Source organism: Arthrobacter sp. Y3221157, assembly GCF_059089865.1.
The window spans coordinates 1-20655 of sequence record NZ_JBNHFD010000071.1 but is presented as its reverse complement, the minus strand read 5'-3'; the positions used below and the strand labels follow the sequence as shown (position 1 = coordinate 20655).

The window sequence follows — 20655 nt, the reverse complement described above, 5'->3', positions numbered from 1 at the left end:
CGTGGCCGTGTCCGAGGGTGCGCTCGAGGACGCCCAGGCGCGGCTCGGCAGCGCGGTCTCCGAACTGCTCGACGCCGGGCACCTCACGGCGGTCCTCGGCGGGGGCCACGAGACCGCTTACGCCAGCTACCTGGGAATGAGTGCATCCCAGGCGGTCCAGCAGGGCGCCCGCCTGGGTGTGCTGAACCTCGACGCCCATTTCGACCTGCGGGACGAGCCGGTTCCCAGCTCCGGCACTCCGTTCCTCCAGATGGCCCGCGCTGAAGCCGCCGCCGGCCGCCAGTTCCGGTATGCCGTCGTCGGCATTTCGGAGGCCAACAACACCCGGGCACTGTTCGACACCGCCCGGCACCTGGGTGTGCAGTACCTGCTGGACGAGGACTGCGGGACGGACCGCGTCCGGGAGTTCGTGGCGTCCTTCCTCGCGGACATCGACGTCCTCTACCTGACCATCGACCTGGATGTGCTCCCCGCCGGCGTGGCGCCCGGCGTCAGCGCCCCGGCCGCGTTCGGCGTTCCTCTTCCGGTCGTCGCCGGCGCGTGCCGGCAGGTGGCTGCCAGCGGCAAGCTCGCGCACCTCGACATTGCGGAGCTGAACCCTGCCTTCGACGTGGACGGGCGGACCGCAAGGGTTGCCGCGAGGCTCCTGGACACCCTCTTGCGCTGACGGTACGCAGTCCTCCACTGAAATCCACAAAGTGATAAGCATGCTGTCTATTATGAGGGTGGATCTTCAGCTGGAAGGAGTTGACCATGCGGCGCCGCCAAATGCTTTTCCTGCTGCTGGCCGCGCTGCTGGCCCTGGCCGGGTGCGGCAGCAGCTATCCGGCAGACCCGGAAGGGACACTGGATCGGGTGCGCGGCGGAACGCTCCGGGTGGGCGCCAGCCCCAACGGGGACTGGGTCCGGCTTCCGGCTGGCAGCGGCGGCGCGGCCAGGGTCGAGGGCAGGGAAGCCGAGCTGGTTCAGCGGTTCGCGGAGCGGCTTAGGGCGGACATCGAGTGGGTCACGGGCACGGAACAGGTCCTGGCCGATGAGCTCAAGCACGGAGAACTGGATCTGGTGATCGGTGGCCTGGACGATAAGACACCGTGGTCCACCCATGCCGGTCTGACCCGGCCATACGCGGAGTCCCGCGACAGCCACGGCTCCTTGCACAAGCACGTCATGCTGGTCCCTATGGGCGAAAACGCCTTCCTTCTCGAGCTGGACCGGTTCCTGCTGGAAAGCGGGCGGGCATGATCGGGACCAACAGCACCCAGGCCGCCCGGTTCGGCCATACCGAGCTGCCGCCCGAACAGCAGGAAGCCCTGCGCAAGGCCATCAGGATCGAATGGATCACCATGGGCTTCCTGGTGATCACCACCACCCTGGTGTTCCTGGTGCTCGGGAACTCGCAGGCAATGAAGGCTGCCTGGATCGAGGACCTGCTCTCCTTCCTGCCGCCCATCTCCTTCCTGGTGGCTGCACACGCCATCCGCAAACCGCCGTGGGAGAAGCATCCCTATGGCTACCACCGGGCCACGGGTGTGGCGCACCTGGTTGCCGCCGTGGCCCTGACCGTGATGGGCGGCTACCTGCTGGTGGAGTCCGCGCTTGGACTGCTGACAGCCGAGCACCCCACCATCGGCGGCATCAACCTCTTCGGCACCACCATCTGGCTGGGCTGGCTGATGATGGGCGTCATGATCCTCACCGCGGCGCCTCCGGTTTTCCTGGGCAGGGCAAAAATGAAACTCGCCGAACAGCTGCACGACAAGGTCCTGTACGCCGACGCGGACATGAACAAGGCCGACTGGATGACGGCTGTTGCTGCCGTGGCCGGGGTAGCGGGCATTGGCCTGGGCCTGTGGTGGGCGGACTATGCCGCGGCCATCCTCATCTCCGGCAGCATCCTGCATGACGGCATCCGCAACACCCGCGGAGCGGTCGCGGCGCTGATGGACAAAAGGGCCATGACGTACGACGACGAAGCACCGCATCCTCTGGCGCGCCGGCTGGACACCTACCTCCGCGGATTGCCCTGGACCCAGGAGGCCCGGTCCCGCATCCGCGACGAGGGGCATGTGTTCCACGTGGAATCGTTCGTGGTGCCCGCCCACGGGAGCATGCCCAGCCTGGAGCAGCTGGAAGAGGCCCGCGAGGCGTGCATCGCCTTCGACTGGAAGGTTCAGGACATGGTGATCGTCCCGGTGGCTGAACTGCCTTCCGAGTTCCTGCCCGGCCCGACGACGGGCGGCGAGCGCTAAGGGTTTCAGGACACAGAAATCGTCAGGCCTTCAACAGATACCTGCGCTCCGGCCGTCCCACCCCGTACTTCAACCGCACCTCAAGCAGGCCCTCGTCGTTCAGGTACTCGAGGTAGCGGCGGGCGCTGACCCGGGACGTGCCCAGCTGTTCGGCTACCTCGGCAGCCGACAGATCGCCGTCGGCCTCCTTCAGCGCGTCCTCCACCAGTTTCAGGGTCTCCACGCTGCAGCCCTTGGGCAGCGGCCGTTCGGTCCTGTCCAGCCCGAACACGCGGTTGACGTCCGACTGCTCGGCGATGTCCTTGGCCGAGTCGAGGGCCTGGTACGCGCTCCGGTAGTGCTCCAGGCGCTCCTGCAGGTCCGTCTGGGAGAAGGGCTTGATGAGGTAGTGCACAATGCCGCCGCGCAGCGCCTTCCGCACCGTTTCCACTTCACGGGCGGCACTGATTACCAGCACGTCAAGTTCCGGGGCCACCTCGCGAAGCCGGTGCATGAGGTCCAGGCCGTTGATGTCGGGGAGGTGGATGTCCAGCAGCACCAGGTCCGGCTGCAGGCGTTCGGTTTCGACGACGGCCTGGGCACCGGTGTGCGCGGCACCCACCACAGTGAAGCCGGGAGTCCGCTGGATGAACCCGGCGTGGACCTTGGCCACCATGAAGTCGTCATCGACTATCAGGACCTTAATCATGAATGTGCACCTCGTGTGAAGCGGGCGGTGAAAACCGCCCCGTTGTCATTGTCCACCGTCAGGTCGCCGCCGGACCGGCGGCAGACCACGCGGGACAGGGCCAGGCCGAACCCGCGGCCGCCTTCCCGCACGGAGGCTTTGGTGGTGAAGCCCTGCCGGAAAATATCCTCTACGGCTTCCGGCGGAACGCCGGGCCCGTTGTCCCGCACGATGAGGGTGACCTGGTCCCCGCTGTCCTTCACCAGCACCCGGACGGTAGCCTGCCCGACCCCGGAGACGGCGTCGAACGCGTTGTCCACGAGGTTTCCCGCCACGGTGGCGAGGTCGCGCGAGAGCTCGTCGCTGACGGGACCCAGGGCCGAGGCGGGGTCCAACTGGAGGGTGACGTTGCGTTCCGCGGCCGGGCTGGATTTGGCAATCAGCAGCGCGGCCAGGGCCGGATCCTGGATCCTGGCCGTGACCTCGTCGTTGAGCCGGGTCCGATCCACGGTGGCCCCGTTGACGAACTGCACCACGGAATCGTAGTCGCCGATCTGGATCAGCCCGGAAATGACGTGCAATTGATTGGCGAACTCGTGGGCCTGGGCGCGCAGCGTATCGGTGGCGGTCCGGGTGGCGCCGAGCTCCCGCTCCAGCGAGGACAGCTCGGTCCGGTCACGCAGCGTGGTGACGGAACCAATCTCCCGGCCGCGCGACCGGATGGGCACCCGGTTCAGGACCACCAGGCGTTCACCCACCAGCACCAGCTGGTCCGGGTCCGGCTGGTCGCGGGTGAGCACCACTTTCAGGGCCGGATCCACCGGGAGTGAATTCAGCCTTTTGCCGACGCAGTCCTCCGGCAGGCCCAGCAGTTCCCGGGCGCTGTCATTGGCCACGGTGATGCGTTCGTTCGGGTCAAGGGCGACCACGCCCTCCTTGAGCCCGTGCAGCATGGCCTCGCGGTTTTCCACCAGACCGGTGATCTCGCTGGGTTCCATGCCCAGCGTCTGCCGTTTGACGCGCCGGGACAGCAGCAGGGACCCCGCCACCCCCAGGATGCTGGCCACGCCGAGATAGGTCAGGAGATTGGGAACTGCGTCGCCGAACCGTTCAAGGGTTGAGGGGTAGTTGCGGCTGACGGAGGCAATGCCGATCATCCGTCCCCCGTCATCGAGTACGGGCACGTGGGCGGACAGGACGGGAGCGCCGCTTCCACCCACCACACCGGTCCAGGCCCGCCCTTCCATTACCCGGCTCCCGTCCAGTTCCAGGGGCCGGCCGATCATTCCCGGATCCGAGGCGACAACCACGCTGCCGTCCAGCTTGGCGAGTGCTACATGTGATGAACCCGAGACAGTCCGGACGGACTCGGCAACCGCGGGAAGAGCCGCCCCCACACGTGGTTCTGCGTCGGGCAGCAGTGCCCGTACCGTGGGGTTGCTGCCCAGGGCTTCCGCCGCGGAAAGCGCCCGCCGGCCTTCTATCCGTTCGAACGCCGCGGCGGACTGGGCCAGGGAAATAGCCACGACAGCCACCAGGACGGCCAGGACGATGAGCAACTGCAGCACAAGGTACTGCCCGGCGAGGGACATTCCTCTTCGTCGAGTCACTGCGTGGATTCCTTAATGGTGGTTCAACTGCCCGCGGGAAATCAGCGTGCAGGAGTGCGCGGCCGGCCCCTCCCGGCGTATCGGAACTATACCGCAGGCAGCAAGAGGCTACGGTTCAGGGGCTTTGCATCGTCGGCAGCAGCAGCCCCCCAATGGATCCCAGAAACGTGAACGCAATGAACTTAACTTTCTCTGCGTACACAAGAGTGACCGGCATCACGGGGGAACCTAGCATCGAACCACCAGTCAGTCTTGCTGATCATTTTCATGAGAAGAGGAACACCATGCGCCAAAACCGCGCATTGCGGATTGCCGCCGTCGCCGCCGGCATCGCCCTGATGGCCACCGGCTGCGGTGCCACCGGCGGCAGCTCCACCAATACATCCAGCCCCGGCGCCGCTGCCGGGCCGGTGACCGGTCTCCAGATCATGGTCCCCAACACTCCGGGTGGCGGCTACGACACCACGGCCCGCGTCGCGGCCAAGGTCCTCGACGACGAGAAGGTCGCCACCAATACCGAGGTCTTCAACCTTGCCGGCGCGGGCGGAACTGTCGGCCTGGCTCGAATCGTCAACGAAAAGGGTAACGGCGACCTCACCATGCTCATGGGCCTGGGCGTGGTTGGCGCGAGCTACACCAACAAGTCCGAGTCCAAACTGACAGACACCACCCCGCTGGCCCGGCTCATCGAAGAACCCGGCGCCATCATGGTCAACAAGGACTCGCCCTACAAAACCATCGACGACCTGGTCACCGCCTGGAAGGCAGACCCGGGTTCAATCGCCGTAGGCGGTGGCTCCTCGCCCGGCGGCCCGGACCACCTGCTCCCCATGCAGCTCGCCGGAGCAGTAGGAATAGACGCCACCAAGGTGAACTTTGTGTCCTACGACGGCGGCGGTGACCTCCTCCCCGCAATCCTCGGCAACAAGGTGGGTTTCGCTGCCTCCGGCGCCGGCGAATACCTGCAGCAGATCAAGTCCGGCGACGTCCGCGTCTTGGCAACCAGCGGCGAGGAACGGCTTGAGGGTGTGGACGCACCGACCCTGAAAGAATCCGGGATCGACCTCGTGTTCACCAACTGGCGCGGCATCGTGGCTCCTCCCGGAATCAGCGACGACGACAAGACCAAGCTGATCACTGCCCTCGAGGAAATGCACGGCACAGATGCCTGGAAGGAAGCCCTCGTGAAGAACAGCTGGACTGATGCCTTCATCACCGGCGAGGAGTTCGAATCCTTCCTGACCGAGCAGGACAAGCGGGTGGCGGACGTCCTCACGAAGCTTGGCCTGGCGTGAGTTCTTCCCCAACTTTGACTTCCAGGCTCAAAGGCCGCTCCGAGCTGGGGGTTGCCCTCCTGCTCGGAGCGGTGGGCGTCCTCGTCCTGGTGGACGCCATCGCCCTGGTAACCCCGTACTCCCAGTCGGATCCGGTGGGTCCGAAGACGCTGCCGTACATCGTAGCCGGCCTGCTCCTGGTCTGCGCCTTCCTGCTGGCAGTCAATGTGCTGCGCGGCGGGCAGGGCGAAGCCGAAGGCGGCGAGGACGTGGATCTCTCACACCCGGCCGACTGGAAGACCATCCTGCCGCTGGTGGGAGCCTTCCTGGCCAACATCCTGCTGATTGACTGGGCCGGATGGGTGATCTCGGGAACCATCCTGTTCTGGGGCAGCGCCTGGGCCCTGGGCAGCCGGCACTATGTCCGTGACGGGCTCATTTCCGTGGCCATCTCCGTACTCACCTTTTACGGCTTCTACCTCGGCCTCGGCATCCCGCTGCCCGCCGGCCTCCTGGAAGGGATTCTCTAATGGATGTCTTCGCCTCCCTCATGGACGGCTTCGCCACCGCCCTGACCCCCATGAATCTCTTGTACGCCGTCATTGGCGTGATCCTGGGTTCCGCCGTCGGCGTGCTCCCGGGCCTGGGCCCGGCCATGACCATCGCCCTGCTGCTTCCGGTCACCTATGTCCTGGAACCCACCAGCGCCTTCATCATGTTCGCCGGCATCTACTACGGCGGTATGTACGGCGGCTCCACAACGTCCATCCTGCTCAACACACCAGGGGAATCGTCATCTGTTGTCACCGCCATCGAGGGCAACAGGATGGCGAAAGCCGGCAAGGCGGCACAGGCTCTCGCGACGGCAGCCATCGGCTCATTCGTCGCGGGCACTATCGGCACTGCGCTGCTGGCTGTCTTCGCCCCGATCGTCGTGGAGTTCGCAGTCAGCCTGGGCTCGCCAAGCTACTTTGCCATCATGGTGCTCGCACTTGTGGCAGTTACCGCCGTCCTTGGATCATCCCGCCTCAGGGGCTTTGCCTCGCTGGGCCTCGGGCTGGCGATCGGCCTGGTGGGCATGGACTCCGTCACCGGCCAGCGCCGCCTCACCTTCGGCCAGCCCCTGCTCGCCGATGGCCTGGACATCGTGGTGGTGGCAGTGGCCATCTTCGCGGTCGGCGAAGCACTGTGGGTTGCCGCGCACATGCGGCGCACTCCTTTGCACGTCATCCCGGTAGGCCGCCCCTGGATGGGGAAGCAGGACTGGAAGCGCTCCTGGAAACCCTGGCTCCGCGGAACGGCGTTCGGCTTCCCCTTCGGCGCACTCCCGGCCGGCGGGGCCGAGATCCCCACGTTCCTCTCCTACGTCACGGAAAAGCGCCTCAGCAAGCATCCCGAGGAGTTCGGCAAGGGCGCCATTGAGGGTGTTGCCGGCCCGGAAGCGGCCAACAATGCGGCGGCTGCCGGCACGATGACCCCCCTGCTCGCCCTGGGCCTGCCGACCAACGCCACTGCCGCCGTGATGCTCGCAGCGTTTGTCCAGTTCGGCATCCAGCCGGGTCCGCTGCTGTTCGAGAACGAGGGACCGCTGGTGTGGGCCCTGATCGCGAGCCTCTTCATCGGCAACTTCCTGCTCCTGCTCATCAACCTGCCCCTGGCGCCAATGTGGGCGAAGATCCTGCAACTCCCGCGGCCGTACCTGTACGCAGGGATCCTGTTCTTCGCCACGCTGGGTGCCTACTCGGTCAACCTGCAGGCGTTCGACCTGGTGCTCCTGCTGGTGCTCGGCGCGTTGGGATTCATGATGCGCCGCTTCGGGCTGCCGGTGTTGCCGCTCATCCTCGGTGTCATCCTCGGCCCGCGCATTGAAGGCCAGCTTCGCAAGAGCCTCCAGCTGAGCGCCGGGGACCCCGCGGGTCTCCTGGGAGAGCCGATCGCCGTCGTTATCTACATCATCCTTGCGCTGGTCCTGGCGTGGCCGTTGCTCTTCAAACTGATCCGACGCAACCGTCCGGCCGTTGCCGCAGCAGCTCCGGCCGCTCCTTCAGGCAGCTCCGCGCATGCAGACCTGCCTGTCCACTCAGAGAGCCCGGTCCACGCGGACAACTCTGTCAACCCAGACAAGAAGGAGACACCATGACCATCGTGGTGGGATACGTCCCGACCCCCGAAGGCGAAGCAGCCCTGACCCAGGCCATCACCGAGGCCCGGAAGAGCAACACCAGACTGTTGGTCATCAATTCGTCCCGCGGGGACGCATTGGTGGACAACCGCTATGCCCAGGAGCCGGACATCCAGAGCATCGAGGACCGCCTGGCAACCCAGGGCATCGACCACGAGATCAAGCAGCCGGTCCGTGGGCACGATGCCGCAGCCGAGGTCCTGGATGCCGCGGAGGAGCACAATGCCGAGCTGATTGTGATCGGCCTGCGACGCCGGACCCCGGTGGGCAAGCTGATCATGGGCAGCGTGTCACAGCGGATCCTGCTGGAAGCGGACTGCCCCGTCCTTGCCGTGAAGGCGGGCTAGGGGCGGACCAGCTCCTGGCGCTGGCGGCCCAGTCCCTGCACCTCTACCTCCACCACATCACCGGGTTGGAGGTAGGGGTAGCGGCCGCTCAGCGCCACCCCCTCCGGGGTCCCGGTGAGGATCACGTCCCCGGGCTCAAGGCGCATGTACTGGCTGCAGTGATGGACCAGCGTGGGTGCGTCGAAAATCAGTTGCGACGTGTCCGAATCCTGGCGCGGCTCGCCGTTGACCCAGCTCCTGAGCGGCAGCTTCCCGCCGTCGATGTCCTCCGCCGGCACAAGCCACGGACCCAGGGGCGTGGACCCCGGCAGTGTTTTACCCTTGGTCCACTGCCCCGCCGCGCCGGGGAGCTGGTAATCCCGCTCGGAAAGATCATTCGCCGTGACGTAGCCGGCGATGCATGCCGCCGCCTCCGCGGTGGTTTCCAGGTAGCTGGCCTCCCGGCCGATAACGATGCCCAGTTCCACCTCCCAGTCGAATTTGTTGGACAGGGGCGGAACTGCAGCCTTGTCGAAGGGCCCGGTGACAGTATTGCTGGGCTTGAGGAACATGACCGGTACTTCCGGCGGGGCCGAGCCCGACTCCGCCGCGTGGGCCGCATAGTTCATGCCGATACCCACCACCGCTCCCGGCCGGGCTACCGGGGCCCCCACACGCAAGCTGTGCGCGTCGTCAACGGCCGGCAGTGCTCCCGCGTCCAGCGCGGCCCGGACCCTGGCAACACCCCCGGAGGCCAGGAAGTCACCGTCCACTCGCGGGTCAGCGGGAGAAGGCTGAAGTATTGGCCGGCGCCATCGCCCGTGGTCACCAGGACCACCGGCTGCTCGTGCCCGCTCTCGCCCAGGCGCATTAGCTTCATGCTGAGTCTCCTTTGATCCGTGGTCCCGCTTTGCTGGGTTTCATAGTGTCCGATGCCGACAGGTTCCCGCCAAACGCACGGATTGTGACTGCACTCGCCACACCGTGGCCCTGGACGAATCGGTGGCCCTTCGGTGAAACCTACGAAGCCCTCCCCGCCTGACAACGGCCCTTCCGGCATAAGCCGGTTAAGCACAAATCCCCGCATCGCCTTGGGCGGTACGGGGATTTTGCTGTTTCTCCAGGGGTTGCTAGCCGCGGCGCACCTGCACGCCGTCGGACTTCAGGAAGAGCTGTTTTTCCGCCGGCCCCGCGGGCACAAGCCACAGGACGTTTCCGCTCTGCGACACCTCTTCCACCTCCCCGGCCGCTACCACATGCGCATGCTTGATGATCTCGACGCGGTCACCAACGGAAAGGCTCTTCCAGTCGGATACCACGGCGGAATGGGCATTGCGCCTCGATAGGACTGCCCCACGTGCTTTCATTTGAACTTCTACCCCTTTGTATACGTTCTGCGCCACAGCCTCTTTGATGTGACTTTTACTACACCTTCAGTTCTACTACACTCTGTAGCCCCCTGATGGCTGTGTCGGCCAAAATCCCGCCAGGTGGACACGGAGCGTAGTAGAAGACGAAGATCCTTCGTTCTCAGGCGAGGGAACCGACGGCGGATTCGGCCGCCCTGCGCACCTCACCCGACGCCACCAGCCGGTCAGCCGTTTCCAGTTCCGGAGAAAGGAAGCGGTCCGTTCCGGGCCCGTCCACCACGTCGCGGAGGGACGCCACCACGGCGGCGCCAGCAGGACCCGGCGTCAGGACGCCCCCGGAAAGCTGCATGCGGATATCAAGCGCCCGGGCCGACGTGACCAGCTCAATGGCCAGGACACGGCGCAGGTTGTCCACGGCCTTCCGCAGCTTGCGGGCCGCATGCCACCCCATGGACACGTGGTCCTCCTGCATGGCGGAGCTCGGGATGGAGTCCACCGACGCCGGTACAGCCAGCCGCTTGTTGTCCGACACCAGCCCGGCCTGCGTGTACTGTGCGATCATCAGGCCGGAATCCACTCCAGGATCTGCCGCCAGGAAGGCCGGGAGCCCGTGTGAGCGGGCGGGATCGAGCATCCGGTCCGTCCGGCGTTCCGCGATGGAGCTCAGGTCTGCCACAGCGATGGCCAGGTAGTCCAGGACGTAGGCCACCGGGGCACCGTGGAAGTTGCCGTTGGAGCTGACCCGGCCGTCGGGCAGCACCACGGGGTTGTCGATGGCGGCCGCCAGCTCGCGGGTGGCCACGAGTTCGGCATGGTCCACCGTGTCCCGCACGGCGCCGGCAACCTGCGGGGCGCAGCGCAGCGAGTAGGCGTCCTGGACGCGGGAGTCGCCCACCCGGTGGGAGGCCACGATCGGGGAATTGGAAAGCACGCGCAGCATGTTGTCCGCGCTGGCGGCCTGTCCCGGGTGGGGACGCAGGGCTGCGTGCAGTTCCGGCAGGAACACCTGGTCGGTGCCGAGCAGCGCCTCGACGCTGAGCGCGGCGGTGATGTCCGCCGTCGTCAGCAGCTGGCGGAGGTCGGCGATGGCCATGAGGAGCATGCCCAGCATGCCCTCGGTGCCGTTGACGAGGGCAAGGCCCTCCTTTTCGGCGAGGATGACGGGTTCGATGCCGTGCTCTGCAAGCAGTTCGGCGACAGGCCGCTGTCCCTGCCCGCCGTAACGGACGCCGTCGGGCCCTTCCGCTTCACCCTCGCCCATCAGCACCAGGGCGCAGTGCGAGAGCGGGGCGAGGTCGCCGGAGCAGCCGAGCGAGCCGAACTCGCGGACCACCGGGGTGATGCCGGCGTTGAGCACGTCCACCATGGTCTGCAGGACCACGGGACGGACGCCGGTGCGGCCCGATGCCAGGGTCTTGGCACGCAGGAACATGATGCCGCGCACCACTTCGCGTTCCACCGCCGGCCCCATCCCGGCGGCGTGGCTGCGGATCAGGGACTTCTGCAGCTGGGTGCGCAGTTCATTGGGAATGTGCCGGTTGGCGAGGGCGCCGAAGCCGGTGGAGATGCCGTAGGCCGGGGTGTCGCTGGCGGCCAGGCTGTCGATGTGGGCGCGCACTTTGGCGACGGCGTCGAGGGCGTCAGCCGCAATGGCCACCTTGGCGTTGTTGCGCGCGACGGCGAGCACATCCTCGGGCGTGACGCCGCTGGAGCCGAGGGTGACGGTCAGCGGTTCGTGGGCTGGGGCCACGCGGACAGGGTTCCCTGGCCGAGCCTGCGAGATTAGGGAGTTCGTGGGGATCATGATTACTTGCTCTCGTTCATGGGGATGCGGACGCCGCGTTCCTTGGCGACGTCGAGGGCGCGGTCGTAGCCGGCGTCGGCGTGGCGGATGACGCCCATGCCGGGGTCGTTGGTGAGGAGCCGTTCGAGCTTTTCGGCTGCGAGGTCGGTGCCGTCGGCCACGGAGACCTGGCCCGCGTGGATGGAGCGGCCGATGCCCACGCCGCCGCCGTGGTGCAGGGACACCCAGGTGGCGCCGGAAGCGGTGTTCAGCAGTGCGTTGAGCAGGGGCCAGTCGGCGATCGCGTCGGAGCCATCGGCCATGGCCTCGGTTTCGCGGTACGGGGAGGCGACGGAGCCGGAGTCGAGGTGGTCGCGGCCGATTACGATGGGGGCCTTGACCTTGCCTTCCTTGACGAGCTGGTTGAAGAGCAGCCCTGCCTTGTGCCGTTCGCCGTAGCCGAGCCAGCAGATGCGGGCCGGAAGGCCTTCGAACTCCACGCGTTCCTGGGCGGCGTCGATCCAGCGGTGCAGGTGCTGGTTTTCCGGGAAGAGTTCCTTGATGGCTTCGTCGGTGACGCGGATGTCCTCGGGGTCGCCGGACAGCGCCACCCAGCGGAACGGGCCCAGGCCCTCGCAGAACAACGGCCGGATGTACGCCGGGACGAAGCCGGGGAACTCGAAAGCGCGCTCGTAGCCGCCCTTGCGGGCCTCGTCGCGGATCGAGTTGCCGTAGTCGAAGACCTCGGCGCCGGCGTCCTGGAACTCCACCATGGCCTGGACGTGCCGGGCCATCGAGGCCTGGGCCTTCTTGGTGAAGCCTTCCGGATCCGCCTCGGCCTCGCGGTGCCACTCGGCCACGGAAATGCCTTCGGGCAGGTAGGACAGGGGGTCGTGGGCCGAGGTCTGGTCGGTCACGATGTCCACGGTGAGTTCCCCGGCCTTGTGGCGGCGGAGGATTTCCGGGAAGACCTCGGCGGCGTTCCCCACGTAGCCCACGGACCAGCCGCGGCGCTCTTCCTTGGCCTTGAGCACCTTGGCAATGGCGGCGTCGAGGTCGGTCTCCACCTCGTCGAGGTAGCGCTTGCCCGCCCGGCGGCGCAGGCGGGTTTCATCGACGTCGACAATCAGGCAGGCGCCCTCGTTCAGCGTGACAGCCAGGGGCTGGGCGCCGCCCATGCCGCCGCAGCCGCCGGTGAGCGTGAGGGTGCCGGCAAGGGTGCCGTTCTCGTCGCCGGTGAGCTTGCGGGCGATCGCGGCGAAGGTCTCGAAGGTGCCCTGCAGGATTCCCTGCGTGCCGATGTAGATCCAGGACCCGGCAGTCATCTGGCCGTACATCATCAGGCCCTCGGCCTCAAGCCGGCGGAACTCCGGCCACGTGGCCCAGTCCCCCACCAGGTTGGAGTTGGCCAGCAGCACCCGTGGCGCCCATTCGTTGGTTCGGAACACACCCACCGGCTTGCCGGACTGGACCAGCAGGGTCTCGTCCTTTTCCATGGTTTCCAGGGTCCGGGTGATGGCGTCAAACGCGGCCCAGGAACGGACAGCACGGCCGGTGCCGCCGTAGACCACCAGGTCATCCGGGCGCTCGGCCACCTCGGGGTCCAGGTTGTTCATCAGCATGCGCAGCGGCGCTTCGGTCTGCCAGGACTTGGCCGTGAGCCCGGTGCCGCGGGCAGCTTTGACCGGGCGGGCACCGGTAGTGAAATCGGCGGGTGCCATAATGGCTCCTTTTCATGTGTGTCTGTGGTGGAAAAGAACTTCTGTATCAACTAAAGCCCTTTGGGAAGGGGGTTCACAGGGGTTTTTCGAGGGTGCTGTCCGGCATTTCAGACAACCCTGGGGCCTCCTCCGCCATGCGCCGGCCCAGGCCTACTTGCCGGGGCGTCCGTGGATGCGGACCGATAGTTCGTCGGCTACCTTCTGGACGCGGGCGGCCAGGGCGGGCCACTCGTCGGCTGCCAGCTTGTCCTCGAGGAAGGTCACTGCGACGGCAGCCGTGGGCCAACCCAAGTGATCGGTGACGGCGGCAGCGATGGACCCGAACCCCGGCGTCACCTCGCCGTGCTCGGTGGCGTAGCCGCGCTGCCGGACCCGGTCCAGGTGGGAGGACAGCGCGGAGTACTTCATGATGGGCGCCTCGGTCTCATGCCGGGCTGTGAACGCAGCCGCGTTCGGGTACAGCGCTCGGACCTGGGACTTGGGCAGGGCGGCGAGGATGGCTCGCCCGCTGGCGGTGAGGTGGCTGGGAAGCCGGACGCCGACGTCGGTCACCAGGGACGGGCGGTTCTTGGCCCGCTCCTCCACGATGTACAGCACGTCCCGGCCGTGCAGCACGGCCAGGTGCGCACTTTCGCCGATCGCGTCCACCAGCGACGCCATCAGCGGGCGGCCCAGCCGGGACAGCGGCTCCTGGCGGGAGTAGGCGGAACTGAGCTCGAACGCGCTGATCCCCAGCCCGTAGCGCTGCTCCTCATGCAGGTGGAGCACAAAGCCGTTGGCCTCCATGACCCCCAGCAGGTGGTAGACGCTGGAGCGTGGCAGCCCGAGTGTCGCGGCGATCTGGGACGCTGCCATCGGCCCCCGGCGGGACGCGAGCAGCTTCAGGATGCGCAGCGTGTTTTCGGCCGCGGGAACTTTCGACGCCGCCTTTGCTTCGCGCGCGGGGGTCAGTTGGGTTTCCGTCACTGGCACCGGTACTCCTTCCTCCAGGGAACCGGAACTGTCCGGTATCCCATACACAAGAATGCACCCTCGGAGGATCTTTGAGTCGTGGTCCACGGTGTCATGTGTCTGTTATCCCAGACTTTGTCAAGAACAGACGAAGGTTTTTGTCTTCCGTCCCCGTTGGACCCGGGGTGTCTAAATCCAAAGACGACGCCTGCCACCTGTGGGTGGGGCAACGGACGACGCCGGTACGAACTGGTGGACGATACGTCCCCCTTGCCCGTGGTCCGGCCTGCCCGGGAAGGCTGATCGGGTATGGCACGTCCGGTGCCGCCGGCGCCGTCCGTGGGACTAAAATCAGGCATGGTTCCCCTCTCCAACCTGCTGGCGTTTTCGCTTGCCTCGGTGGTGCTTATTGCCGTCCCAGGGCCGAGCGTGCTCTTCGTGATCGGCCGTTCCCTTGCCCTCGGCTGGAAGGGCGGCGTCCTCACCGTCCTGGGGAATGCGGCGGGGCAGCTGGTCCAGGTGGCTGCTGTGGCCCTGGGCGTGGGGGTCGTGGTGGCGCAGTCGGTGGTTCTCTTCAGCATCGTGAAGTTTGCCGGGGCCGCCTACCTCGTCTATCTCGGCGTGCAGGCAATCCGGCATCACCGCAGGCCGTCCGGGCCGGACCGGAACCCCATCTCTTCGGCGCCTTGGCGGCTGGTGGGGCAGGGAGCCATTGTGGGAGCCACCAACCCCAAATCCGTGGTGTTTTTCGTGGCCGTCCTGCCCCAGTTCGTGGACTATCCCTCCGGCGCCATCCCCCTGCAGCTGGGCCTGTTGGGTGCGGTATTCCTGCTGCTCGCCCTGGTCTCGGACAGCCTCTGGGCCATCGCCGCCGGCACGGCCCGGCAGTGGTTCGCCCGGTCGCCGCACAGGGTGGACGCCGTGGAGGCCACGGGCGGAGCACTGATGATCGGGCTGGGCAGCACCCTCGCCCTCACGGGCAGCAAGTCCTGACCCCCTCCCGACGCTCTCTCACTTAATGCACGGTATTTTGGATCCCTCTCTCACCGGGTGATAGAGGGTTGACCCGCAACCTGCAGGATGTGCGAGAGCGTCAGGAAGTGCGAAGGGTTCGTCAGACTACGGCGGCCGCGGACCGCACCGCCTCGGCGAGGGACGTCGTCGGCCGTCCAATCAGCCTGCGCAGGTCGCCCGTGCCGACCAGCAGGTCGCCGCGGGCGATGCCCAAATCCGAGTCGGCGAGGATTTCAGCGAAGGCGGCCGGAACGCCTGCGCCGGCGAGCAGGCCCGCGTAATCCTCCGCGGGCAGGTCGTTGTAGCTGATGTCCTTGCCGGTAGCAGCGGTGATCTCGGCGGCCAGGTCGGCCATGGTGAAAGCTTCGTCACCGCCCAGCTCGTACACCTTGCCCGCTTGCCCTTCAGCAACCAGGACGGCCGCGGCCGCGTGCGCGTAGTCAGCCCTGGCGGCACCGCTGACCCTGCCCGCGCCCGCACTGCCGGCGAGTGCACCCTGCGCCAGGGTGCCCGGCAGCTGCCCCGTGTAGTTTTCCAGGTACCAGCCGTTGCGCAGCAGGACGAACGGGACGCCCGATGCGCTGAGGATGGCTTCCGTCTCCTTATGCTCGGCGGCCAGCAGCATGCCGGTGGTATCGGCGTTGGCAATGCTGGTGTATGCCAGCAGCTCCACACCTTCGGCCTTGGCAGCGTCAATCACCGTGCGGTGCTGCTCCACCCGCTGGCCCACCTCGCTGCTGGAAACCAGCAGCACCCTGCGGGCACCCCTCAGCCCCGCAGCCACTGACGCCGCGTCCGCATAATCCATTTGCCGGACCTGCACGCCCTGCTCCGCGAAGTCCGCCAGCTTGTCCACCGAGCGCCCGGCGGCCACGATGTCCTGGGCGGGAACGTTGCGCTCCAGCAATGCCTCTATGACGTGGCGGCCGAGTTGTCCGGTGGCTCCTGTTACGACGATGCTCACCATGGGTCCTTTCAGTTGGGTCTAGCCTGTCGCAGGGCACAACCCAGGCCCGCGAGGATTACTTCCCGAAAGAGAGTACGCACTTTGAAGTAAGGTACTGACCTCACGGTAAGCTGGCCCCATGGAAGCCACAACGCATCCGTCCCCGCTGCCCGGAAGCTTTGCCGACGGCGTCTTCCCGGCCGGGTGCCCCAGCCGGACGCTGCTGGACCACATCACCAGCAAATGGGGCGTTCTGATCCTGCTCTCGCTGTCCGAAGGAGAGCAGCGGTGGAGCGAATTACGACGGCGGGCCGAAGGCATCAGCGAAAAGATGCTGGCCCAGACGCTAAGAACCCTGGAGCGCGACGGCCTGGTCAGCAGGAACGCCCAGCCGGTCATTCCACCACGCGTCGACTACAGCCTCACTGAAAAGGGCTACGAGCTCAGCGGACTGCTGGTCCCGCTGGTTGCCTGGGCCTTCGACAACGCCGATGACATCATCAACGGCGGGCGCGGAGCCGGAGCAGGGGCAGGCAAGTAGCCGCTTCAGCGAACATGAGTACCTGTTACTGGTGTGACTGGTGTGAATAGCGCATAGCTTTGGCGTATGGTGCCAGCCGGAATGGGAGGGCCGCCCTCTGCTGGGAGCGTTCCGGTTGACCTGCACCGCCAGTGAGCGGCCCGTGCCGCTTTCGAGGAGTTGGTAAGCATGGTCAAAGCCGAAGTCCGGGACCCCTACAGCTTGGGCCGGCCCGTCAGCCTGGCCGCGGCAGCAAAGCACACCTGGACCCGGGTCCGGAGGTCCTTCGCTCCCCGTTCGCCCTTCAAGATCGGTGACGCCGTAGTGGGCGACGATCCTTTCAAGGGCCGGCACGAGGGGCTGGTGGTGTTCCTGCAGGGAACGAGTGCGGGCGTGGACACCGCGCAGGGCGTGTTCTTCTACGACCATCGGCAGCTCAAACGGCTGGACTGACTCCCCCAAACTTCGAGGGCGTGGCTACTTTGCGGACCAGCCGCCGTCCATGGTGTAACTGGCACCGGTGACCATTCCAGCACGGGACGATGCAAGCCAGGCCACCAGCGATGCCACCTCCTCCGGCTCCACCAGGCGCTTGATGGCGGACTCGGTAAGCATCACCTTGGCCAGGACTTCGGACTCGGGAATGCCGTGCACCGCGGCCTGGTCCGCCAGCTGCTTCTCCACCAGCGGAGTGCGGACATAGCCGGGGTTGATGCAGTTGGACGTCACGCCGTGCTCGCCGCCTTCCAGCGCCGTCACCTTGCTCAGCCCCTCCAGTCCGTGCTTCGCGGACACGTAGGCGCTCTTGAAGGGCGAGGCCCGGAGGCCGTGCACGGAGGACACATTGATGATGCGGCCAAACCCGTTCGCGTACATGTGCGGCAGGGCGGCCCGGACCAGCAGGAACGGGGCTTCCAGCATCAGGGTGAGGATCCGCCGGAATTCTGCAGGATCGAACTCCTCGATGGGGCTGACGCGCTGGATCCCGGCGTTGTTCACCAGGATGTCGCAATCCAGGCTCAGGGTGGCGAGCCGGTCCACGTCCAGCAGGTCCACCGCCCAGGAGGTGCCGCCCACCTCATCGGCGAGCGCGGCAGCGCCGGCGGAGTCGACGTCGGCCACCACCACCTTGGCGCCGTGCGCCGCGAGCTCCCGCACGCATGCTGCTCCGATTCCGCTGGCGCCGCCGGTGACCAGCGCCTTCCGGCCGTTCAAATCACCGCCGGACCCGGCTGCCTGGTTTGCGGGGCGTTGCTCTGCGCTCACTGTTTCTCCTTGGTGTCCACACTGACACGTGCTGCGATCTCCAGTACTGACGATTACCCTGAGTATTGCTGCACAAACATGTGGCTTCAATGACCAAACCGGCACCCGCCATGTGCAGAATTGCAGATATGAACGCCAATCCCGATGACCTCCTGGTCCTGCTCGCAGTGTCCCGTTCGGCTAAATTTACGACGGCGGCCCAGGCGTTGGGTCTGAACCACACCACCGTCTCGCGCAGGATCGCTGCGCTGGAGAAGGCGCTGGGCGGCCGCGTCCTTGCCCGTGCGGCGGGCGGCTGGGAGCTGACCGAACTGGGCCAGCAGGCGGTGCATGTGGCCGAGCAGGTGGAGGCCGTGCTGGGCACGCTGGGACCGGCGGGCAAGGCACCGGATCCAATTACCGGCGTCGTGCGCATGACGGCGACGGACGGGTTCAGCGCCTACATTGCGGCTCCTGCGGTGGCCCGGCTCCGCCGTGACCACCCCGGGCTCAGCGTGGAGGTGGTGACCATGACGCGGCGGGCTCTGCAGCAGCGTTCGGGGCTGGATATCGAAGTGGTGGTGGGTGAGCCGCAGGTGCACCGTGCCGAGGCCGTGCGGCTGGGCGAATACATGCTGGGCATGTACGCCTCACGGGCCTACCTTGCAGAGCATGGGACGCCCGGCAGCGTGGCAGAGCTCAACGAGCACCCGCTGGTGTATTTCGTGGACTCGATGCTGCAGGTGGACGACCTGGACGCTCCGCGCCGGCTGGTCCCCGCCATGCGGGACGGGCTGACGTCCACCAACGTCTTCGTCCATGTGGAGGCCACGCGGGCCGGCGCGGGCGTGGGGTTCCTGCCCTGTTTCATGGGCGACCTCCACGATGACCTGGTGCGGCTGCTGCCGGATCAGGTCGCCGAGCTGCTCCCCTACTGGATGGTCCTGCGGCCGGATTCACTGCGCCGCCCCGCCGTCGCGGCCGTGGTGCAGGCGCTGCGGGACCAGATGGACGCCCACCGGGAGGCACTCCTGGGCCGCTGATAACGATAACTACGTGGGCCCACGCCCGCCGGGTTCCCTGGCCGAGCTTGCGAGGTTAGGGTGCGGGTGGGGAGGGTCGTGGCGGATCGGGGCGCCGGCAGCGAAGGCCCGGACCTGGGCATCGTTCCAGAGGTGCGCAGGGACGGCGCCGCCCAGGAGCCTGCGGGCAAGCTGCGGATCCTCCCCAAAGGGAACGTCGCTGCCGGCCATCACCATGTTCCCGTAGCGCCTGCCCTTCAGCATGGCGGGATCGGCGATGATGACGGTGTGGGCGAAGGCGGCCGCGATGGTGGCGGCGTCCTCGCGTGCGTTCCTGAGGTCCGGACCGTCGCCCGAGTTCACCACATACAAACCGCCCGGGGCGAGGACCCGGCGGACGTGCTGGTTGAACTCGGCGGTGGTCAGCGGGCGCGGGGTCAAGGCGCCGGCAAAGACGTCGCGGATGATGAAGTCCCGGGTGTCCGGGGTCAGGGTCTCCGTCACCTGGCGGGCTTCCCCCACCCGCAGGCGCAGCAACGGCGCCTTGGGAAGGTCGAACCAGCCGCGGACATATTCGGCCAGCTTCCCGTCGAGCTCCACTACCACCTGCCGCGCGTCGGGGTAGGCGGCGGCAAAGTAGCGGGCCAGCGAGCAGGCGCCGCCGCCCAAATGCAGCCCGCGCAGCCGGGAAGCGGTGCCGGCCGCGGCGGATCCTCCGGAAGCAGTGCCCGACGGCGGCCAGCGCGACTCGATCAGCGCCGCCATCCAGCGCATGTACTCGAAGTCGAGGAACAGCGGGTCGGCGAGGTCGATGTGCGAGCTCATGACGCCGTTGATCTTCAGGAGCCAGCCGGTGGAGTTGTCCTGGTCCGCGATCAGCTCGCAGTCACCGGTATCGATGTAGTAGACGCCCTCCACGGGGCCGCCGGGCTTTGTCCCCTTGGGCTGTTCGGCCGTGACCGCCGCGGTCCTGCCGCCCCGGCCCCCTGACTTTCCGCGTTTCGCCATTACCCGTGCCGCGCCTCAGTCATGCTTCAACCTTAAATGACCACCGGGGCCGCGCCGCACCGGAAGCGGCGCAGCACGGGCCCGGGGAAAAGCACCTAGATGGCCGAAGCGGCACCCTCGCCGTCCCGGATCCGGTTGACCACGGCGGTGGTGGAGCGTTCCGCCACGTAGTCCAGGATGGCCACCCGGCCTCCGTACTCCTCCACCGCAGGGGTCTCCGCCAGCATCTCCGGGGTGTAGTCACCGCCCTTGGCGTAGACCTCCGGGCGGAGCTGCCGGATGAGCGGCTCGGCGGTGGGCGTGTCGAAGACGGTCACGTAGTCCACGCAGCTGAGCGCAGCCACCACGGCGGCCCGGTCCCCCACGGCGTTGATGGGCCGGCCCGCGCCCTTGAGCCGGCGGACGGAAGCGTCGCTGTTGAGGGCCACCACCAGGATGTCGCCCAGCTGCTTGGCCTGGTTGAGGTAGCGGGTGTGCCCGCTGTGCAGCACGTCGAAGCAGCCGTTGGTCAGCACGATCCGCTGCCCTTGGGCCCGGTGCACCTGGAGCTGCTGTTCCAGTTCGTCGGCGCCCAGTGCGGTGTCCGCGAAGGCCCGCAGGTAGCGGCTCAGCTGTTCCGTGCTGCATACCGACGTGCCCGCCTGGTGCACCACCACATCGGCTGCGGACTGCGCCAGGTCCAGGCTTGCAGTCAGGGGCAGCCCGGCCGAGCGGCCCAGCGTGAGTGCCGCAACGAACGTGTCGCCGGCACCGGAGGCCTGCTTCTC

The 20655-nt window shown here is 67.0% G+C and carries 21 protein-coding genes and 1 pseudogene; 11 read left to right on the top strand and 11 right to left on the bottom strand.

Annotated elements, in window-relative coordinates:
- The 3 genes from AC5RTT_RS15560 to AC5RTT_RS15550 form a co-directional block, all read left to right on the top strand.
- Positions 1 to 667: arginase family protein (locus tag AC5RTT_RS15560; protein ID WP_494145958.1), on the top strand; the 667-nt coding region annotated here is incomplete at its 5' end.
- A gap of 86 nt (positions 668 to 753) precedes the next feature.
- Entirely contained in the window at positions 754 to 1242 is a 489-nt protein-coding gene (locus AC5RTT_RS15555) for a type 2 periplasmic-binding domain-containing protein (protein ID WP_494145957.1), read from the top strand.
- On the top strand, positions 1239 to 2249 hold the full coding sequence (locus AC5RTT_RS15550; protein WP_494145956.1) for a cation efflux transmembrane domain-containing protein: 1011 nt from the start codon (positions 1239 to 1241) through the stop codon (positions 2247 to 2249). Before AC5RTT_RS15555 ends, AC5RTT_RS15550 begins: the two co-directional genes overlap by 4 nt.
- Before the next feature lie 22 nt (positions 2250 to 2271).
- Here AC5RTT_RS15550 and AC5RTT_RS15545 read toward each other — a convergent pair whose 3' ends face one another.
- Both AC5RTT_RS15545 and AC5RTT_RS15540 read right to left on the bottom strand, forming a co-directional pair.
- The gene (locus AC5RTT_RS15545; RefSeq protein ID WP_494145955.1) at positions 2272 to 2937 is read right to left on the bottom strand and encodes a response regulator; all 666 of its coding nucleotides are present in this window, start codon (positions 2935 to 2937) and stop codon (positions 2272 to 2274) included.
- A complete protein-coding gene (locus AC5RTT_RS15540; protein ID WP_494145959.1) occupies positions 2934 to 4508 on the bottom strand; it encodes a sensor histidine kinase in 1575 nt (524 codons plus the stop codon). Before AC5RTT_RS15540 ends, AC5RTT_RS15545 begins: the two co-directional genes overlap by 4 nt.
- Before the next feature lie 302 nt (positions 4509 to 4810).
- Between AC5RTT_RS15540 and AC5RTT_RS15535 the strand changes: the two genes are divergently transcribed.
- From AC5RTT_RS15535 to AC5RTT_RS15520, 4 genes are read left to right on the top strand one after another with little or no spacing between them, the layout of a single operon-like run.
- Entirely contained in the window at positions 4811 to 5821 is a 1011-nt protein-coding gene (locus tag AC5RTT_RS15535) for a Bug family tripartite tricarboxylate transporter substrate binding protein (RefSeq protein ID WP_494145954.1), read from the top strand.
- Positions 5818 to 6330 carry a tripartite tricarboxylate transporter TctB family protein gene (locus AC5RTT_RS15530; protein ID WP_494145953.1) on the top strand — a complete coding sequence of 171 codons (513 nt, stop codon included), beginning with the start codon at positions 5818 to 5820 and terminating at the stop codon, positions 6328 to 6330. Before AC5RTT_RS15535 ends, AC5RTT_RS15530 begins: the two co-directional genes overlap by 4 nt.
- Positions 6330 to 7940 (top strand): tripartite tricarboxylate transporter permease, encoded by a 1611-nt coding sequence (locus AC5RTT_RS15525; protein ID WP_494145952.1) that lies wholly within the window; start codon positions 6330 to 6332, stop codon positions 7938 to 7940. The genes AC5RTT_RS15530 and AC5RTT_RS15525 overlap by 1 nt, the downstream gene beginning before the upstream one ends.
- Positions 7937 to 8329 (top strand): universal stress protein, encoded by a 393-nt coding sequence (locus AC5RTT_RS15520; RefSeq protein ID WP_009357252.1) that lies wholly within the window; start codon positions 7937 to 7939, stop codon positions 8327 to 8329. The genes AC5RTT_RS15525 and AC5RTT_RS15520 overlap by 4 nt, the downstream gene beginning before the upstream one ends.
- Here the strand turns inward: AC5RTT_RS15520 and AC5RTT_RS15515 are convergent.
- From AC5RTT_RS15515 to AC5RTT_RS15495, 5 genes and pseudogenes are all read right to left on the bottom strand, one after another.
- A pseudogene (locus AC5RTT_RS15515) lies at positions 8326 to 9188 on the bottom strand (fumarylacetoacetate hydrolase family protein). The gene AC5RTT_RS15520 and the pseudogene AC5RTT_RS15515 overlap by 4 nt on opposite strands.
- 250 nt (positions 9189 to 9438) lie before the next feature.
- Positions 9439 to 9675 carry a hypothetical protein gene (locus tag AC5RTT_RS15510; protein WP_035752228.1) on the bottom strand — a complete coding sequence of 79 codons (237 nt, stop codon included), beginning with the start codon at positions 9673 to 9675 and terminating at the stop codon, positions 9439 to 9441.
- A 163-nt stretch (positions 9676 to 9838) separates the two neighbouring features.
- Entirely contained in the window at positions 9839 to 11428 is a 1590-nt protein-coding gene (gene hutH, locus AC5RTT_RS15505; RefSeq protein WP_494145951.1) for a histidine ammonia-lyase, read from the bottom strand.
- Positions 11429 to 11484: 56 nt separating this feature from the next.
- Positions 11485 to 13182 (bottom strand): urocanate hydratase, encoded by a 1698-nt coding sequence (hutU, locus tag AC5RTT_RS15500; RefSeq protein WP_494010940.1) that lies wholly within the window; start codon positions 13180 to 13182, stop codon positions 11485 to 11487.
- A 150-nt stretch (positions 13183 to 13332) separates the two neighbouring features.
- Positions 13333 to 14154, bottom strand: a complete 822-nt coding sequence (locus AC5RTT_RS15495; RefSeq protein WP_494052177.1) for an IclR family transcriptional regulator — start codon at positions 14152 to 14154, stop codon at positions 13333 to 13335.
- A gap of 336 nt (positions 14155 to 14490) precedes the next feature.
- On the opposite strand from AC5RTT_RS15495, the gene AC5RTT_RS15490 reads away from it, so the two are divergent.
- Complete coding sequence (locus AC5RTT_RS15490; RefSeq protein WP_494145950.1) at positions 14491 to 15126, top strand: LysE family translocator; 636 nt, start codon at positions 14491 to 14493, stop codon at positions 15124 to 15126.
- Positions 15127 to 15247: 121 nt separating this feature from the next.
- On the opposite strand, the gene AC5RTT_RS15485 is transcribed toward AC5RTT_RS15490, so the two are convergent.
- The gene (locus tag AC5RTT_RS15485; protein ID WP_494145949.1) at positions 15248 to 16111 is read right to left on the bottom strand and encodes an SDR family oxidoreductase; all 864 of its coding nucleotides are present in this window, start codon (positions 16109 to 16111) and stop codon (positions 15248 to 15250) included.
- A gap of 121 nt (positions 16112 to 16232) precedes the next feature.
- Between AC5RTT_RS15485 and AC5RTT_RS15480 the strand changes: the two genes are divergently transcribed.
- Together AC5RTT_RS15480 and AC5RTT_RS15475 are read left to right on the top strand one after the other, a co-directional pair.
- Positions 16233 to 16634, top strand: coding sequence for a winged helix-turn-helix transcriptional regulator (locus AC5RTT_RS15480; RefSeq protein ID WP_494145948.1), 402 nt, complete (start codon positions 16233 to 16235; stop codon positions 16632 to 16634).
- A gap of 168 nt (positions 16635 to 16802) precedes the next feature.
- Complete coding sequence (locus tag AC5RTT_RS15475) at positions 16803 to 17066, top strand: hypothetical protein (RefSeq protein WP_494145947.1); 264 nt, start codon at positions 16803 to 16805, stop codon at positions 17064 to 17066.
- Positions 17067 to 17090: 24 nt separating this feature from the next.
- Here the strand turns inward: AC5RTT_RS15475 and AC5RTT_RS15470 are convergent, their stop codons facing one another.
- The gene (locus tag AC5RTT_RS15470; RefSeq protein WP_494145946.1) at positions 17091 to 17879 is read right to left on the bottom strand and encodes a 3-hydroxybutyrate dehydrogenase; all 789 of its coding nucleotides are present in this window, start codon (positions 17877 to 17879) and stop codon (positions 17091 to 17093) included.
- Between the two features lie 128 nt (positions 17880 to 18007).
- On the opposite strand from AC5RTT_RS15470, the gene AC5RTT_RS15465 reads away from it, so the two are divergent.
- Positions 18008 to 18901, top strand: a complete 894-nt coding sequence (locus AC5RTT_RS15465) for a LysR family transcriptional regulator (protein WP_494145945.1) — start codon at positions 18008 to 18010, stop codon at positions 18899 to 18901.
- Positions 18902 to 18910: 9 nt separating this feature from the next.
- Here AC5RTT_RS15465 and AC5RTT_RS15460 read toward each other — a convergent pair whose 3' ends face one another.
- Together AC5RTT_RS15460 and rfaE2 are read right to left on the bottom strand one after the other, a co-directional pair.
- Positions 18911 to 19888: a spermidine synthase gene (locus AC5RTT_RS15460; RefSeq protein ID WP_494145944.1), complete on the bottom strand. Its 978-nt coding sequence runs from the start codon at positions 19886 to 19888 to the stop codon at positions 18911 to 18913.
- A 95-nt stretch (positions 19889 to 19983) separates the two neighbouring features.
- A partial coding sequence (rfaE2, locus tag AC5RTT_RS15455) for a D-glycero-beta-D-manno-heptose 1-phosphate adenylyltransferase (protein WP_494145943.1) occupies positions 19984 to 20655 on the bottom strand: 672 nt, incomplete at its 5' end.

Bases quoted from the DNA above. Each gene is read 5' to 3' on its own strand.
- AC5RTT_RS15555 (WP_494145957.1), top strand. From the start codon at position 754: ATGCGGCGCCGCCAAATGCTTTTCCTGCTGCTGGCCGCGCTGCTGGCC.
- AC5RTT_RS15550 (WP_494145956.1), top strand. From the start codon at position 1,239: ATGATCGGGACCAACAGCACCCAGGCCGCCCGGTTCGGCCATACCGAG.
- AC5RTT_RS15545 (WP_494145955.1), bottom strand. From the start codon at position 2,937: ATGATTAAGGTCCTGATAGTCGATGACGACTTCATGGTGGCCAAGGTC.
- AC5RTT_RS15540 (WP_494145959.1), bottom strand. From the start codon at position 4,508: ATGTCCCTCGCCGGGCAGTACCTTGTGCTGCAGTTGCTCATCGTCCTG.
- AC5RTT_RS15535 (WP_494145954.1), top strand. From the start codon at position 4,811: ATGCGCCAAAACCGCGCATTGCGGATTGCCGCCGTCGCCGCCGGCATC.
- AC5RTT_RS15525 (WP_494145952.1), top strand. From the start codon at position 6,330: ATGGATGTCTTCGCCTCCCTCATGGACGGCTTCGCCACCGCCCTGACC.
- AC5RTT_RS15520 (WP_009357252.1), top strand. From the start codon at position 7,937: ATGACCATCGTGGTGGGATACGTCCCGACCCCCGAAGGCGAAGCAGCC.
- AC5RTT_RS15510 (WP_035752228.1), bottom strand. From the start codon at position 9,675: ATGAAAGCACGTGGGGCAGTCCTATCGAGGCGCAATGCCCATTCCGCC.
- hutU (WP_494010940.1), bottom strand. From the start codon at position 13,182: ATGGCACCCGCCGATTTCACTACCGGTGCCCGCCCGGTCAAAGCTGCC.
- AC5RTT_RS15490 (WP_494145950.1), top strand. From the start codon at position 14,491: ATGGTTCCCCTCTCCAACCTGCTGGCGTTTTCGCTTGCCTCGGTGGTG.
- AC5RTT_RS15480 (WP_494145948.1), top strand. From the start codon at position 16,233: ATGGAAGCCACAACGCATCCGTCCCCGCTGCCCGGAAGCTTTGCCGAC.
- AC5RTT_RS15475 (WP_494145947.1), top strand. From the start codon at position 16,803: ATGGTCAAAGCCGAAGTCCGGGACCCCTACAGCTTGGGCCGGCCCGTC.
- AC5RTT_RS15465 (WP_494145945.1), top strand. From the start codon at position 18,008: ATGAACGCCAATCCCGATGACCTCCTGGTCCTGCTCGCAGTGTCCCGT.
- AC5RTT_RS15460 (WP_494145944.1), bottom strand. From the start codon at position 19,888: ATGGCGAAACGCGGAAAGTCAGGGGGCCGGGGCGGCAGGACCGCGGCG.